The sequence below is a fragment of the Methylocaldum szegediense genome (assembly GCF_949769195.1).
Classification (GTDB): Bacteria; Pseudomonadota; Gammaproteobacteria; order Methylococcales; family Methylococcaceae; genus Methylocaldum; species Methylocaldum szegediense.
The window spans coordinates 1001670-1018361 of sequence record NZ_OX458333.1; the positions used below are offsets into that span (position 1 = coordinate 1001670).

Consider the following 16692-nt stretch of genomic DNA (forward strand, 5'->3'; position numbering starts at 1 on the left):
TGAATTCGGATTCTGCGCCGCCGACGGATACGGAGTGTCTCGACAGATGAGCGTTTTCGCTCGGTCGGTCAGGTCGCTCAATTTAGGTGAGAAAAACGTGCCCCATTATTTTCAAAAGTACTCCGCAGCCTCCCGAAATGAACCCGGCAAGCTGTTGACGAAGTTCCATCTTTTCGAAGTTCTGTCGGTTTTTCAATGCAATAGACTGGACCATGGCCCTTAAGTTCCACCACTTTTTGGTGACTTTGATCCGGCAGGGCGGGGGCAAAGGAGCAACCGAGGGCGCCGAAAAATGTCTAATTTACCGATCTTTTTGCCATGCGCCGGACAGATCATCATCGGCTCTCGGGCCTTCCTCCGGGCTGTTCCGTCGATTCAGACCCATTCAAGGAGGTGATGGTGCCTGCCGCTGTGTTTTCACCTTATCGGAAGAGGTGCTCATGTTCGCGAGTTCATCCGCACGCCTGCCCGAAAACAAGGCGCGCAAGGCGGGGCACCGGTGAGCGGCTGGCCGAACGGTCCGGACGCTTGTCGCCGGGTCTCGCTAGGGTTAGCCATACTGGCGGCCGCCGGTTGCGCCATCGATCCCGCTAAGCTGAATAGCCTCAGCGATCTGGAGGTGTGCCGCGGCTATGCCGTTTACTCTGCCTGGGTTATCTCGAATTCCCGGGCCGATCAGTACAGACGGGAAATCGAGCGGCGCCACTTGCTCACACCACAGGAGTGGGCACTGGTAGAGCAGAAGCGAATCGAAAAAGGTATGAGCCGATGCGCGCTTTACGCGTCCTGGGGCGTCCCGGTCAGCGAAGAAGCGGTAGAGGGGGAGAAGGAAGAAATCCGGCATGTTTATCATTCGGGTTGGCTGATGTCACCTGGGGCCGTCTACACGAAGAACGGCAAGGTCGAGGCCTGGGCATACTGAATACCGGATGTATCGCAGCAGCCGGCGGTCTTCGGCCGGTTCCGGGCAAGGCGGATGCAGGTTGACTTGGACTTGCCACGGAGTGGTGCTTGCGCCACACTGGGGTTCGATGATCCCGTTGCGATCCCCACCCGGGACAGAATGGACTCGGACCGCACGGAATCGATGCTCGGGAGCCACAGGGACGTATGGGACGTCGTGGAGAAACTCTCTGCCCGAGCTTCCAGGGCAAGCGGCCAACGCTAACGGGTAAGGCACGGATGAATACAAGACAAGTCCTGATCAACCGGCAGACCTGGAATCAGTTTGTCCGCTCGGTCAAGAATTTCGCCAGCTCCGAAGTCGGCGGACAGGCCAAGCGGCTATTCGCCGGGCTCATACTCCTGTTGCTCGCCGTCAACGGCTTGAACGTAGCCAGCAGCTACGTCGGCCGGGATTTCATGACTGCAATCGAGAACCGTAACAAGACCGGTTTCATCATGCAGGGGCTCCTGTGGATCGGTGTGTTCGTCGTGGCCTCGGCAGTGGCCGCGATCTACCGGTTTACCGAGGAACGGCTCGGCTTGCTTTGGCGGGAGTGGCTGACGCGGGTTGCCGTACTTCGTTATCTAGAGCGCCGTGCCTTTTTTCGCCTGGATGAAACCGGCAAGATCACCAATCCGGACCAGCGTATAGCTGAGGACATCCGGGCGTATACCGCCACGACTCTGTCGTTTGTGCTCATGCTGCTCAACGCCACGTTGACCGTGCTGGCGTTCTCAGGGGTTATGTGGTCCATCAGTCCCATCCTGTTCGCCGTCACGATCGCGTACGCCGCCGGCGGCTCCTATCTGACCGTTGTTCTCGGCCGGACCTTGGTCGAGTTGAACTATAGCCAGCTCGACAAGGAAGCGAATTTCCGGGCGGATCTCATTCATGTCCGTGAAAATGCCGCCTCGGTGGCACTGCTGCATCGTGAAGGGCGGCTCGCCGCCCGGCTGTTACGCCATCTCGATGATTTGGCGACAAATTTCCGGCGCATCATCGCGGTGAACCGCAATCTGCATTTCTTTACGACGGGTTATAACTATTTGATCCAGATCATTCCGGCCCTCGTCATAGCGCCTTTTTTCATTCAGGGGCGAGTCGAGTTCGGCGTGATCACGCAGTCGGCGATCGCTTTCGCGCATTTGGTCGGCGCCTTTTCGTTAATCGTCACCCAGTTCCAATCTATCTCTTCCTTCGCGGCCGTAATAGCTCGGCTCGGTTCCCTGGCCGAGGCGATCAGGGAGGCGCAAGCGCCGGAGAGGTCGGCGATTGAGATCAACGAAGGCGCACATGTCGCCTATGTGGGGCTTAACCTGTTATCGCCGACCGATGGCCGTCCCTTGATCAAGAATTTGACCATCTCGATTTCGCCCGGAGTGCGTGTTCTGGTCATCGGGCCGAGCGAAGAAGCCAAGGTGGCGCTGTTCCGCGCGACGGCGGGAATCTGGGACAGCGGATCGGGGCGAATCGTTCGCCCCGACTCCAGCGATATCTACTTTCTTCCCGAGCAGCCTTACCTTCCCCCGGGCACATTACGGGAATTGCTCGTCCGGGGCGGTAACGAAGAAGTAACTCCGGAGAATCGGATATTGGCTGTGTTGGAGGCATTGGACCTCAAGCCGCTATTGGCTCGCACTGGCGGGTTGGATGTCGAGAGGGACTGGGATCACATGTTTTCACTCAGAGAGCAGCAACGATTGGCGTTCGCCCGCCTTTTGCTGGCCAAGCCGCGTTTCGCTTTTCTGGATCGCATTAGTACCTCCATGAGAGCCGACGAAACCAGCCAGATACTAAAAATGCTGACCAAGAGCGGGATTACCTATGTCACGTTTAGCCGATGGGTGCCCGGACGAAGGGGCACTGACGAGAAGCTGGAGAATTACGATGCGATTCTCGAACTCGTCGGCGACGGCAGGTGGAAATGGAAGCTGACCCAGTCAGGGACATGAGGAGAGAGGCATTCGCCGTTGCGGATGATGTATCGAACATGCCTGGCGCTTATGGCGCTTTTGATGTTGACCGCGGCGGAACGCACGTTGGCCGAGCCCGCGCAGGTGCTCGACCGGTTCGACAGGATGGATGGCTGGAGCGCGGTGGCAGGGCGGGGCGCCCAAGTGTCTTTGGTATCCGGCCGCGGCCGGCAAGGGCAGGCGCTGCGCGTTGACTTCGACTTCCGCAAGGGCGGGGGCGAGATCATCGTCCACAAATCTTTCCCAGTCAGGCTGCCGGAAAATTACGCCATCACCTTTGCCGTTCGCGGCACCGCGCCGCCGAACGTTCTTGAGGTTCGGCTGGTCGATGCTTCCGGGGCGAACGTGTGGCGTTTTCGGGATCCGGAATTCCGTTTTCCCAAGCATTGGCAAACGCAGCGCCTCAAGCGACGCCGATTCGAATTCGGTTGGGGACCCGCAGGCGAAAAGCCGCTGACGGAACTCGGGCTCGTTGAATTCGTTATCGCTCGCGGCACCGGAGGCCACGGTACGCTCTGGATTGATGATCTGCAGCTCGAACCGCTTCCGCCCCAGCGAGCTTATGCAGGATCGCCGGTCGTGACGGCGTCGAGTTCGCTCCCGGAATCGGGGCCGGAGCGCTTACTCGATGAAGAGCCCGGTTCGGGATGGCATAGCGCGCGCAACACTACGCCTCAGTGGTTGCGCCTCGACTTCGGAGAACTACGGGAATATGGCGGTCTCATCATCGACTGGGACCCGGAGGATTACGCCACGGCTTATTCGGTCGCGCATTCCGACGACGGTCAAAACTGGCGAGAGGCCTATAAGGTAACCCGCGGCAACGGGCAGCGCGATTACATTCCTATTCCTGAGTCGGAATCGCGTTTCATGCGCCTTTCTTTGGTGGAAAGCCGGCGCGGGAAGGGCTTCGGAATCCGCCGCATCGAGGTCGCACCGGTCGAATTCAGCGCATCGGCCAATCGACTGTTCGAACGCATTGCCCGCGAGTCTGAGCGGGGGACTTATCCTCGTTACTTTCTAGGCGAGCAAGCCTATTGGACTGTGGTTGGCGGTTTCGGGACGGAACGCCTGGGTGCGGAGCGGGAAGCACTTTTGAACGAGGACGGCGTGCTCGAAGTCGACGATGGCGCGTTTTCGGTCGAGCCTTTCCTGTACGCCGGCGGGCGGCTTCACACGTGGGCCGACGGAATCGGTGAGCCTTCTCTAGAGCAGGGGTACCTGCCAATCCCTTCGGTGCGCCTCGAACGCGGGCCACTTGCTCTCACGGTCACCGCGCTGGCGAGCGATGATCCGAAAGATTCGATCCTTGCCCGTTATCGCGTCGAGAATCGGAGCGGAGAGGCCGTAAAAGCGAGCCTTTTTCTCGCCGTGCGTCCTTTTTTGGTCAACCCTCCCTGGCAATCGCTGCATACGAAGGGCGGCGTTTCCCGCATCCGAGAGCTTCGCTATCGAAACGGCGTTCTTTGGGTCGATGACCGACTGGTCCTACCGCTCACCCAGCCCGCTCAGACCGGCGTGACGGGATTCGACAGTTACCCGATCACTTCCGAACCGGCTCGGGACACCGTTCCGCGCGCGAAAGCCGTGTCCGACCCGAACCGATTGGCGAGCGGGGTGTTTCGCTATCCGCTCGCCCTTGCCCCGGGCGAGGCGCGCGAAATTTACCTCGCCTTTCCCGGGAAAGGCGATCAGAGCAGCCAAAACAGAGACTTTCGGCGCGCGGACCCGGGCCGCTTCTGGGCCGAGCGCTATGCTGAGGCAGTCCGCAGCTGGGAGACGCGGCTCGGACAGGTCGTTTTTCGGGTGCCGCCGGACGGCGAGGATTTGGTCCGAGCCGTTAAGAGCAATCTCGCCTATATGCTCATCCATCGAGACGGTCAATCCTTGAGGCCAGGCTCGCGGCGCTACGGCCGCACCTGGATTCGTGACGGTGCCGTGACCTCCGCGACGCTGCTCGCGTTCGGGCATGGCGCGGAAGTGCGCGAGTTTTTGCGCTGGTACGCCAGGTTTCAAAGCGAGGACGGGGCGGTTCCTTGCTGCCTGGACCCGTGGGGGCCGGATGCCATGATCGAGCACGACAGTGCCGGCCAATTCGTTTTCACCGTAGCCGAATACTACCGTCACACGGGCGATCTACAGTTCTTGAAAGAACTATGGCCGAACGTCACGCGGGCTATCGATTATCTCGCCGCTTTGCGCCGCGAGCGTTTGACCGAGGCTTACACCCGAGGCGAGGCGTCGCGCTTTTTCGGGCTTCTGCCGGAATCGGCCAGCCATGAAGGCTATGTGGCCAAGCCGGTCCATTCCTATTGGGACGATTTTTGGGCGATTCGGGGTATAGACGATGCTGCGGGGCTGGCCGCTGTCCTCGGCGACAGGAAACGAGAAAGCCGCTACGCGGGTTTGCGGGACGCGCTTCGGGCCGATGTGCGGAGGTCGATCAAGCTGACTCGACAGCGGTTCGGCATCGACTATGTTCCGGGTTCCGCGGATCTCGGTGACTACGACCCGACGTCAACCGCAATCGCCGTTTCGATCGCGGGCCAGGGAACAGGGCCATTGAAGCCGGCTTTGGAGCGGACTTTCGACCGCTATGTGGCCGATATCGAGGCACGGGCGAGGCAGGAACGCGACGAGCACGCGTATGCGCCTTATGAATTTCGCAACGTCGGTGCCCTGCTGCGGCTCGAAAAGCGGGACGCGGCGTTCAAGACGCTACGGTTTCTTTTCGGAGGAAGGCGCCCGGCGGAGTGGAATCAGTGGCCCGAGATCGTTTGGCGCGATCCCCGTGCGCCACAGTTTATCGGTGACTTGCCGCATTCGTGGATCGGGGCAGAATTCATCCAAGCGTTCCTGAGCCTGTTCGCTTACGAAGAGACCGGTCAGCGCTTGGTACTAGCCGCAGGTCTACCTCGACACTGGATAAGCGCGCCTGGGGGAGTGGGAGTCGAGGGCTTGAAGACCTCCTACGGGACGCTGAGCTATCACGTCGAAGCGTCCACTCCGGGCGAATTCCGAATGCATATCAACGGGGGACTGACGATTCCGCCGGAAAACGTGGTCGTCGATCTGCCCCTGTCGCGACCCCCGCGCCGCATCGAAGTGAATGGAAAGCGGCTGGACACGACCGACGGCCGTTTCGTGCTTCGAGAGCTTCCCGCCGACGTAGTTCTACAGGAATGACGCTAGCCCTTGATAAAGAGAGGTAAATCGTAACCGAGAATTGACCGTTTCTTGACGACTCTTGCACGGCTGCGAGCCTATGATCACCATCACCGCAACTTGCAAGTGAGTCGATGACATGTATCCCTCGGAATCTAAACGACAAATCGGTTCTTATATGAGATTCTTTTTCTTGGGCCTGGCGGTATCGGCAACGTCTTGGCTGGCGACGATCTCTTTCGTCGTGTTCATTCTGGTTCCGGAAGAGGTTCGAAGCGCTACGCTTCGCGGGCCGTTCTTTCCTTGGTAGGTTCGACCGCCAAGGCAGGAATCATTTTGGCGAGTTGAGTAACGCCTTGAGCGTGTCTGGATCGATCGGCTTGACCAAATGATGATCGAAGCCTGCTGCTTTGCTTCGCTCCTTATCCTCCGTTTGCCCGTATCCCGTTAGAGCATATAGCAGCATCGAATCCCCGTGTTCCTCCCGCAGGCAGCGGGCGACTTCATAGCCGCTCATCCCCGGTAAACCGAGATCCAGCAACACCACATTCGGCTTGAATGTACGGCAGAGGTCCACGGCGGAACGGCCGTCGTGGACTATCCGTGTCTCATGCCCCCAAAGCTTTACCAGCAAGCCCATCGATTCGGCCGCGTCGTAATTGTCATCCACCACCATGATTCGTAATACGGCAGGAGGTACCGGCATCGGCTGCGCCTGTTCGTCGTCCGGCGGGTGGGCGATCTGCGATAAGAGCGGGAGATAGACGATGAACTCACTGCCTGTGCCATGGCCATCACTGTGCGCCCGGACACGGCCACCGTGCATTTCCACCAGCCGCTTGACCAGAGAAAGGCCGATACCCAAGCCGCCACGGGCACGGTCTATCCCCGGATCGACCTGAGCGAAGAGCTCGAAGACTCCGGGTAGTTCGTCTTCGGCTATCCCTATGCCGCTGTCGCGAACGGACACGATCGCTTCGCCTTGGCCCTCGCGAACCGTGATCCAGATATGTCCACCGTCCGGAGTGTACTTGTTGGCGTTGCTGAGGAGATTGTCGAGTACTTGGGTTAATCGAACGTCGTCCCCCTCGACGTAAAGTGGCCGTGGCGGCAGGGTCAACGAGACGGTGTGCTGATGCGCCGATGCGCTGGGTCGGTGGTTTTCCACGACTCGAGCAGTCAAGGCGACGAGATCCACCGGCATCTTTTGTAGGTTGATCTTGCCACGGGTTACTCGAGAGACGTCGAGAAGGTCGTCGACCAGTCTGGCCAGATGCTGGGTCTGCCGCTCGATCATCTCGAGAGGGCGCTGACTTTCGGGAAGCAACGGCGCTTGGCGGTGCAGAATGTGAACGGCGTTCCGGATTGGTGCCAGAGGATTCCGCAGTTCATGGGCCAGCATCGCTAGGAATTCGTCCTTACGGCGGTCGGCTTCGGCGAGTTCCGCCGCTCGACGCGTCAGCGAGTCTTCCAGGCGTTTGTATTCGCTCAGATCGACGATGAACGCTATCCAGGTGAACGGCGAGCGCTCCAGTATCGTGGCGCAGAGTAGGATCGGCACCCGGGTACCGTTTTTGCGGATGAATTCCTTTTCGAACGGTGGAATTGCGCCGTGATCCAGTAATTGGCTTCTGGCCGCATCATCCAAGGCGTGGTATTCGGGCGGCGTTATTTCGGGCCAACGCAGTCGGCCCCCCAACAGTTCTTCCCCGGTGTATCCCAACATGTCCAGGAAGATCTGGTTGGCATTGCAGATTTGGTCCTCGACCCCTTCTATGACGCCGATGATGTTGGCCTCCACCAGGCGCCGCGCGCGCATTTCGCTTTCGCGCAACGCCTCTTCGGTTTGCCGGCGTTCGATAGCCAGTGCCAAAATGTGAGCGACGGCCCGCAGGAACTGGGCATCGTCCTCTGAGAAAACGCGATGTTTCCGGGTGTGCACGCCCAGCACGCCATACGGCCGCGCATATCCCGGAATGGTGATGCTCATGCCGCTTACGACGCCGTGCTCGAAAAGTAAGGGTGGCCCGCTGAAACGGGTTTCGCGGCTGAGGTCTTCGACGATGACCGGTTTCCCGGCGATTAACGTGCTCTCATCCGCCGGTTTGGAAATCAGCAACGTGTAACCGGCTTGCGATTCCAAGCCGGCGCTGACCGTTGCCTTTCCCACCAATCCTTCTTTCCAGCCTACCCCCGCTTTCAGTAGCAAAGTCCGCCCATCGGGAAGGAGTTCCAAGATCTTGGCATACTCGAGATCGAGGCACCGGGCGACTTGCTCCACGACATATTCCATCAGCCGGTCGAGACCGGAACCGGCCAATGCCGATTGGCTAAGGTCGGCGATGACCGCTTTGCGGTGCGCGTGTTCCTGGATTTCCGCCTCCGCGGTCTTGTGCGAGGTGATATCGCGAATGACACTGATGATTCGGATGCCGTCCGCCGTTCTAATGGGAGCCAGATGGACGTCCACCGGAAACTCGGTGCCGTCTCGGCGTTGGCCGTAAAGTTCGGGGCGGTGGCTCATTTTGAGCCGGTAGGGTGCAGAGCGATAGCGTTCTCGGTGAGCGGTATGACTTTCCCGAAAACGTTCGGGAATCAGGCATTCGATTGGGCGATCCAGCAAGTCTTTACGGTCGTAACCGAAGAGTCGCTCCAGCTCGGCGTTGATCTGTCGGATGCGGCCTTCGGAGTCGACGACGGCGATTGCATCGGGCAAAGCTTCGAAGAGCGCCTGACACAGTGTTTGATCCTCGGACAACGCTTCGCCGGTCTCCTTGGATCTGGCAGTGTGCCGGAGCATTTCGAAAGAGCAGGAATTCGTATGTGTAATCATGTCCCTGAAAGCCGTGTTCAGACAGCCATATCGTGGAGTTTACATCTTCCGCTTGCGGGATGTGAGCTTCTTCTGCCCATGGCATAGAGCTCATCGTTGAAGGGCGGGGAAAAACCGCCCCAATATGCATCATTGGGGCATTCGGAAGGGCCGTGCCACAGGTGCGGGGCTTGTTGTTCGTGACCTTTTGACCCTTAAACATCGTCCGGGGTTCAGATTTCTGCGGCGCTTGGGGCGCATGGTAGACGAAAAAATTTTTTGCGGCCTGTCATTATCCGGACATATTGTTTCGGCAGAATACGCGCTTAGGACGCTGGCGTATTGGGTATTGCGCCGAATCGGACCAGGGATGGTCCACCTTCACTCGTCCAAGATCGATGCTCTTTCTTGGATCGAGAAGTCGAATTCGCCAAATGCCCTGTGGTCGGCCGGTGAAGCGATGTCTATCGCCTGTGAATCCGAAACCATGCGTTCACAGATTTGCGTGTCTTCGGACCGAAATCACGGTTGGGCCTTGAGTGTTTTCAGTCGATTCAGCTGTTCCGGCGTCAATACGGCGTTGATCGCGGCGCGGGAATTCAAGGCCGTATCCACCAGCGTGTCGAACATCTCGGTGTGGCGTTTAGCTGCGTTCCGGATATCCGCTTCGTCGCTGGCCGGGTTCAGGAAGAGCTGGTAAGCCGATCTTTGGGTTTCGCGAAGCTTTTTGGCAATTTCCTTGATTTTTTGCTGATTGTCCCGGTGAATCCGCACGATTTTGCCGATTTGATCGTCTGAAAGCTTCAGTTCGTCGATGTGGTGTAGCATCACATCGCCATAGCTTTTGTGTGCGCGAGTTCCTCCTTCATGCACTCTCTCGAAAAGCTTGTGGAGCTCATCGTGCTTCGGACTGTCCATAGCCTGCGGCTGGCTTTCCGGCGCTTGCGTTGCGGTGGCTGCTGCCGGTTCCAGCGCGGTTAGAAGGACAATCGAAGCCGTCAAAAAGGCGAACTGCTTATTCATGACATTCCTCGTCATACGATACCGATTCCAAGGTCATTGTGTTTCGAAGCCGGCGGAACGGCCGGAAGGGTCAGTCGGTTTTGCGTCGGAGAAGGACGCGTGGGAATGGGCCGAAGGACACGGAAAACGGACGGTTGGACCGCTTTCGCCGTATCCGAAAGATTCGATCGAATGGTTCCGGGCCTAGTTCCTACGCGATGTCATCGACGGTGTGTTCGGTATGTCCCACGGGTTAAGCTCGGCAACGCCGGAGCACTTGATCGCTTGGGCGAAATCGCTACGTACCCGATTGGGCCGCGGACGGGTCCAATGGCGCGTCGCGTGTCTTCGAACCGGGCTGGGGCAGTCCCTTCGACAGGGCTTAGAACAAGCCCTTCTACGGTGATCAGAGCTCGCCCTTCGACGGAGAGTTCGGAGTAGAGTCGCCTGCCGGTCCGACCTCCCCCTTGGGTCGACCAACGGCCGCTTATAAGGATGATCCATAGGCGTTTAAGGGGTATCCTGCGAGAATCGGTAGGCGTGACCGGAGTATCGCCGTTCGGTAATCGAGAGTGGCTTCCGGCCACGAAATCGATTCTTGTCTCAAGAATGGAGGTAGACGATGCGGAAGGCTTTCAATGGACGCAGCGTGTCACGTTTTATTAAGCTTCGGCTTGTCCTGGCAGGCGCGCTTGCAATCCATACCTCTCTATCTGCCGCGAGATCAATCGATACCGGGAGACATCGAGTAATTACCGCGGAGGTCATCATGCTGCCTGCGCCACGAACCTCAGGCACCGTATCGGTCGAGGAGGCCTTGCACAAGCGCTACTCGGTGCGGGAGTTTCGATCTGCGCCGATTTCGCTGAAAGACGTATCCCAGCTCTTATGGGCGGCACAGGGTATTACCCATGAGGATCGGCTGCGGACCGCACCCTCGGCAGGTGCAATCTATCCCTTGGAGCTTTACCTGGTAGCGGGTGACGTACTCAATCTGCCGGCCGGTATTTATCACTATCTTCCCGAGCGACACCGTCTGGCGGTGATTCGGCGCGGCGATTTCCGGGCAGATCTCGCCGCGGCGGCGATGCGCCAGGAGTGGCTGAAAGATAGTGCGGCCATTCTGGTTTTCGCGGCCGTCGAGCAGCGAACGAAGGCGAAGTACGACTCTCGCGGTCCCGGTTATGTCCGTATGGAAGTTGGACACGCGGCGCAAAATGCTTTGCTCCAGGCGGTGGCTTTGGGACTTGGCGGCACTCCGGTCGGGGCATTCGAGGAAGAATGGACGGCGCAGGTTCTGGGGCTCGCGGCGGACGAAAAAGTCCTGTACTTGGTGCCGGTCGGAAAGCCGCCCCGCGCCAAGTGATCAGGCTATTCAATAGGTAAGGAACAAACCGCGGGACAGGCCCCGGCACCAGTTTGACGGTGCCGCCGCTCACCGCATCGGCTTCGCCTGGAGATTTCATTACCGTTCCACCCGCTCCCGGCGCGGCCTCCCCAGCCGTTGCCGGCGGAACGTGCCGCCGGCCTCGATCTACTGAGTGAAATCCGGACTTTTGCCCTACGCTTTATCCGTTCCGGTACATAGCCACTTCAGCCGGCGAGGGCAGGGCATGCCGGATGACGTTAGGAATGCTTATTCTTCTTCTTCCATCCAAGAGTCGCCGTTTCCTTGCCTTAGCTCTTCCTCGTCCGGTTCCTCGGGCATTTCCGCCGGCGGTTCTTCTTCCAAGAGCTCTTCTTCTGGAAATCCACCGCCCCAGTCGTTTTCTGCCTCTTCCGGGATTGCTTCGACGGACCGCTCCTCGGGTTTCTCGACTTCTTCCAAAGGCTCGGCCCAATCTTCGGGCGGCGTGTCGGACACTTCGGTACCCGTAAGATCATCCAATTCGGAGATGTCCAAAGGCCCGCTCCAGTTTTCCGGTGCCTCGATCGGCTCAATATCGAGCCGGTGCCAGGTATCGAAATCCATTCCTTCGACGTCACCGTCAAAATACTGAATCTCCACCAGATCCGCCTCCTCATCCACATAGACGACCTGAAAGGCTTGGCCCTTGTCGAGGTGTTGATACCAATTGCCGACAATAGGATCTGCTTCAGAATTCATCGTTACGCCCTCGTCTCACACATAGAGGCTTCGTTTACCGTCGAGCGGCTCGGATACGGCCAGAATGCGTTTGGCCGATGACCAAGATGACTCGAAACCTATGTCCATCCTTTAGGTCGACAAAGTCGGAAGAAGTTTAATGGGGCGGGCGGTCGAGTTCCGTCATCGCACTGGCGTAACGAACTCCAATTGACAAAGTTCGCATAGAGGTCGACATTTTTTTGCCGACACGGCCCTGCCGGCTAGAGAATGCGTCACGAATCAAAGAAAGCACTGAGTTGGATCAATTCGCCATGTTGTGGGATGTTGCTCCTGTCGCCTTCACGATTTCCATAGGCTCTTTTCATCTTCCGGTCTATTGGTACGGACTTTTCTTTGCGTCGACCTTCGTCTATGGCCTCTTTATCTTCCGTTATTTGTTTCGGCGGGAAGGCCGTCCGGAAGATGAGGTTTACGACCTGGTCCTGTTCGTCCTTGCCGGGACCGTGATCGGAGCCCGTTTGGGTCATGTTCTGTTTTACAACCCCGGGTTTTATTTAAGTCATCCTTGGAAAATCCTCGCCGTATGGGAGGGCGGGCTCGCGAGTCACGGTGCGGTGGTCGGCATTTTGATCGCGGTCTGGCTGTATTCCCGCAGAGCGACCGATCAGCCTTTCCTTTGGGTTTGTGATCGAATCGGCGTTACTGTGCCTTTGTCCGGCTGCCTGATCCGCATCGGCAACTTTTTCAATTCGGAGATCCTTGGCCGACCGACCGATGTGCCTTGGGCTGTTATCTTTGCCCGCGTCGACGCCCTGCCGCGTCACCCAGCTCAGCTCTACGAGGCACTCTGTTACCTGCTGATTTTCCTGATTCAATTCCGCTTTTATCTCAAGCACGGGAACAGCGCGCCGTTGGGGCATATGTTCGGTCGGTTTTTTATCTTGGTGTTCGGTGCCCGCTTTGTGCTCGAATTCTTCAAGGAGGGCCAGGCCGCTTTCGAGAGCGGGTGGACGATTACCATGGGCCAATGGCTCAGCATTCCGGTGATCCTGGTCGGGGTCTATTTAATCTGGCGGGCGCGCCGGTTGCAGCAGGTATTCGGAGTGGGCTGGGATGCCGAGCCGCGCCGCCCGGATGCTCCCGAGACCTGAACAGGGGAGGGGATTCGACTTACCGGCCTTTGCGGTAGATGGGCAGCCCGGGTACCCAGGAGCTCCAGTGGGTCGGCAATTCGGGTAACGATTCGTGCACGCCGATCACGAGCAGCCCGCCGGTCGTCAGGCGAGCATCGAGACGGCGGAGGATTTGCCGCTGCAAGGCGGTCGAAAAATAGGTAAACGCCAGGTTCCGGCAGAGAACGAGATCGAAAGGGCCGTCCGGCATAGTTTGACGCATGTCTTGTACGGTCCAGTTCACCCCGAGGCGATATTCGGGTTTGATGCAATAGCCTTCCTGATCCTGGTTAAACGCCAGATCGCGCCAGAAAGGAGGCAGTTCCTTGAGACTGCTCGCTGGGTAACAACCGCGCCGGGCTCGCGCGATCTGATGAGGATCGGCGTCGGTCGCGGTCAGTTCGAACGCCATATCCGGATTTTGCGGTGCGATCGCCAGGGCCCAAATCAACGTCAGCGTATACGCTTCCTCGCCCGCGCCGCAGCCGGCACTCCAAGCGCGGATCAGGCGTTCGCCGCGGCTTCGGGAGAGGCGAATCAGCTCCGGCAGGCCGTTACGCGCAAGGATGTCGAAGACCCGGCGGTCGCGGTAGAAGCGGGAGATCGTGATCCGGCAAAAGCTGTCGAGCCGCTGCCATTCATCCGGATGCGTTTCGAGATAGCGGCGATAATCGTCAGGCACCCTCAACCGCAGTTCGGTCATACGCCGAGCAATGCGTCTAATAACCTGGCGCCGGACTTTGCGAAAACCCGGCCAGCGCAGTTCCATTCGCGGCAAAGCCCACCGCAAAAAATCCACCCACCGAGCATCCTGCTCTTCCATCGAAAGGCCTCCTCTAGCTCGCGATAGACAAGCAAAACCAACCGGCCGAGCGTCCCGGCGGAGAATGGACGGCGTCTGCCAAGGTGTTCAGGGCCCCGATTCGCCGTTTTGTTTGAAAGGGATACAGCCGATACGCAAGAAAATATCGACTCAACACTTGACCGACACCCCTTGGATGGGTAACCCTATGCGGCCGATTTTGCCGCGAGAGCGTGTGATATCGACTGTTCCGAGATAACTATTAATCGAGGGGGGGTACCCAAATATGCCGTACGTCCAGGACACCTTAGCCGCGTTAAGGCGGACCAGTCCTGCCCAGGATGAATTCTATCAAGCCGTCGAGGAGATCCTGCTGTCTTTGCGTCCTTTGCTCGATCGCGATCCCCGTTATCGGGCGAACAACATCATCGACCGTATCGTCGAACCGGAACGCCAAATCATGTTCCGAGTGACTTGGATCGACGACAAGGGCCGTATCCAGGTCAACAAGGGCTACCGCATCCAGTTCAACTCCACACTGGGGCCTTACAAGGGCGGCCTTCGGTTCCACCCAAGCGTAAACGCCGGCATCATCAAATTTCTGGGGTTCGAGCAGATCTTCAAGAATGCCCTGACCGGCCTGCCTATAGGCGGTGCCAAGGGTGGGGCGAATTTCGATCCCAAAGGTAAGTCCGACAATGAAATCATGCGCTTCTGTCAGTCGTTCATGACTGAGCTGTATCGGCATATTGGTCCGACCATCGACGTTCCGGCCGGGGACATCGGCGTGGGCATGCGCGAGATCGGCTATCTATACGGCCAATACAAGCGGCTCACCGGCAGTTATGACGGTGTGCTTACCGGCAAGGGCCTGAAATGGGGCGGTTCCCTTGTGCGCAAAGAGGCTACCGGTTACGGTGCGGTCTACCTGGCCGAGAACATGCTGAGAGCCAAGAAAGAATCGCTGGAAGGGAGAGTCTGCACCGTCTCCGGTGCAGGAAACGTGGCCATCTATACCATCGAGAAGCTCTATCAATTGGGTGCTATTCCTGTTACCGCCAGCGATTCCGGCGGCATGATCTATCACAAGACCGGCATCAATCTGGAAACCTTGAAGCGTATCAAAGAGGTTGAGCGGGTATCGCTGGAAGCCTATGTTAAGGAGCATCCCGATGCGGTTTACACACCGGTCGAGCAATATCCCGAAGGCCGTAATCCGGTGTGGTCGATACCGTGCGAAGCGGCGTTTCCCTCCGCCACGCAGAACGAACTCAACGGCGAAGACGCGGCCGAGTTGGTACGCAATGGCTGTAAACTGGTCTGCGAAGGCGCGAACATGCCGAGCACGCCGGAAGCTATCGATGTGTTCCTCGATGCCAAGATCGCTTTCGGGCCTGGAAAGGCCGCAAACGCCGGCGGCGTCGCTACCTCGCAGCTCGAGATGAGTCAGAACGCCAGCATGCATCAATGGAGCTTCGAAGAGGTGGATCGCCGGCTGAGGGAGATCATGGCGAATATCTATATCTCGATCAGCGAAACGGCGGCCGAATTCGGGGAACCGGGCAATTTCGTTCTGGGTGCTAATATCGCCGGCTTCCGCAAGGTTGCGGATGCGATGATCGAGCAGGGCGCGGTGTAAAAGCCGGTCCGTTTGGGCACGGGGGAGCGGGATCGCGGGTATTTTCCGTTTCTCCATCAGTTCACGCCGGATAGCGAAGTGTTCGGCTCCACGTTTCGGCCGGATCGCCGCGTACCGGCGCGATGTTCAAATTCCCCGCATCACGGGCGCAAGGGTTTCGGCCGCATCGACTGACTGCGGCCGACTTCCCTCGTGCGCGATCACCCGTGCGGCGAGAAGCAGGCCGAATCGCAGACAGGTTTCTGGCCCCGCAGCTCGCGCGAGTCCATATAAAAAGCCGGCGTCGAAGGCGTCGCCTCCACCGGTTCGGTCAACCACGATCGCCGGGAATGCGGGACAGGTGTACTCGCCGAACGGTCCCAACGCCATCGCTCCGCTGGCACCCCGGGTGACGACCAGTTGCGTCGAAGGCGGAAGACGCCTCCGGGCTTCGCGAGGATCATCCGCTCCGGACCAGCGGCGCAACTCGGTGTGGTTCATGAACACCCAATCCAGCCAAGGCATCATATCTGTCGAAGGACCTTCGTCCAGACCGCAGGAGACGGACGCGCCCCGCTGTCTGGCCAGACGGACGAGCGGCAACGCGATCTCGTTCAAGGATGTCGCCACGTGCAAGTGCGTACCCGGACCGAAAATCCCACTGTCGACTTCGGCGGGATTGAAATAGGTGTTAGCTCCGCCGGATGTGACCATGCGCTTGCTGCCAGGGCTCGCGAAGATGACGGCCATGCCGGTAAGACTGCGGCGAGTTCGTTGGATCAGGCTGGTATCGACGCCGGCCTCGGCGAGCTCGGCCACCGCGAGGGCGCCGAAAGGATCGTCGCCCACGCATCCCAGCATCTGTACCGGTTGCCCGAGCCGTGCCAGCCAATAGGCCGTATTGGCGGCCGAACCGCCGTAGTGTAGGGTCATTCCCTGGCAGCGCAGTTTCTCGTGTTCTGCGGGCAGGCGGGTGATCGGAAACGTGAGATCCACGTTCAGGTTCCCGACACAGATGAATCGATGAATCATTTCTTGTCCTCGATCGTCGATTAGAGCGTAAGATAAGCCTATGCTCCGCGGGGATCCAACGAGGTCTCAAGGCCCTATGAC

At 58.7% G+C, this 16692-nt stretch carries 11 protein-coding genes; 6 read left to right on the forward strand and 5 right to left on the reverse strand.

Annotation, left to right across the window (positions count from 1 at the left end; genetic code table 11):
• The first annotated feature begins 499 nt into the window (after positions 1–499).
• The 3 genes from QEN43_RS04245 (at position 500) to QEN43_RS04255 (ending at position 6105) form a co-directional block, all read left to right on the forward strand.
• Positions 500–922, forward strand: a complete 423-nt coding sequence (locus QEN43_RS04245) for a hypothetical protein (protein ID WP_026612086.1) — start codon at positions 500–502, stop codon at positions 920–922.
• Between the two features lie 260 nt (positions 923–1182).
• Complete coding sequence (locus QEN43_RS04250; RefSeq protein ID WP_026612088.1) at positions 1183–2898, forward strand: ABC transporter ATP-binding protein/permease; 1716 nt, start codon at positions 1183–1185, stop codon at positions 2896–2898.
• Positions 2899–2922: 24 nt separating this feature from the next.
• The gene (locus QEN43_RS04255; protein ID WP_026612089.1) at positions 2923–6105 is read left to right on the forward strand and encodes a discoidin domain-containing protein; all 3183 of its coding nucleotides are present in this window, start codon (positions 2923–2925) and stop codon (positions 6103–6105) included.
• Between the two features lie 310 nt (positions 6106–6415).
• On the opposite strand, the gene QEN43_RS04260 is transcribed toward QEN43_RS04255, so the two are convergent.
• Positions 6416–8842 (reverse strand): PAS domain S-box protein, encoded by a 2427-nt coding sequence (locus QEN43_RS04260; protein WP_317963732.1) that lies wholly within the window; start codon positions 8840–8842, stop codon positions 6416–6418.
• A 576-nt stretch (positions 8843–9418) separates the two neighbouring features.
• Positions 9419–9919, reverse strand: coding sequence for a Spy/CpxP family protein refolding chaperone (locus QEN43_RS04265; protein WP_051332077.1), 501 nt, complete (start codon positions 9917–9919; stop codon positions 9419–9421).
• 748 nt (positions 9920–10667) lie between these two features.
• Here QEN43_RS04265 and QEN43_RS04270 point away from each other — a divergent pair.
• Positions 10668–11264 (forward strand): SagB/ThcOx family dehydrogenase, encoded by a 597-nt coding sequence (locus tag QEN43_RS04270; RefSeq protein ID WP_036269996.1) that lies wholly within the window; start codon positions 10668–10670, stop codon positions 11262–11264.
• Between the two features lie 270 nt (positions 11265–11534).
• Here QEN43_RS04270 and QEN43_RS04275 read toward each other — a convergent pair whose 3' ends face one another.
• Positions 11535–12005, reverse strand: coding sequence for a DUF6763 family protein (locus QEN43_RS04275; RefSeq protein WP_026612092.1), 471 nt, complete (start codon positions 12003–12005; stop codon positions 11535–11537).
• Positions 12006–12298: 293 nt separating this feature from the next.
• On the opposite strand from QEN43_RS04275, the gene lgt reads away from it, so the two are divergent.
• Positions 12299–13138 carry a prolipoprotein diacylglyceryl transferase gene (lgt, locus tag QEN43_RS04280; protein WP_036269357.1) on the forward strand — a complete coding sequence of 280 codons (840 nt, stop codon included), beginning with the start codon at positions 12299–12301 and terminating at the stop codon, positions 13136–13138.
• A gap of 19 nt (positions 13139–13157) precedes the next feature.
• Here the strand turns inward: lgt and QEN43_RS04285 are convergent, their stop codons facing one another.
• Positions 13158–13982, reverse strand: a complete 825-nt coding sequence (locus tag QEN43_RS04285; RefSeq protein WP_036269359.1) for a CheR family methyltransferase — start codon at positions 13980–13982, stop codon at positions 13158–13160.
• Between the two features lie 265 nt (positions 13983–14247).
• Here QEN43_RS04285 and gdhA point away from each other — a divergent pair, with 265 nt between their 5' ends.
• On the forward strand, positions 14248–15600 hold the full coding sequence (gene gdhA, locus QEN43_RS04290; RefSeq protein WP_026612093.1) for an NADP-specific glutamate dehydrogenase: 1353 nt from the start codon (positions 14248–14250) through the stop codon (positions 15598–15600).
• Positions 15601–15726: 126 nt separating this feature from the next.
• Here gdhA and QEN43_RS04295 read toward each other — a convergent pair whose 3' ends face one another.
• Complete coding sequence (locus QEN43_RS04295; RefSeq protein WP_026612094.1) at positions 15727–16611, reverse strand: carbohydrate kinase family protein; 885 nt, start codon at positions 16609–16611, stop codon at positions 15727–15729.
• Between the last annotated feature and the right edge of the window lie 81 nt (positions 16612–16692).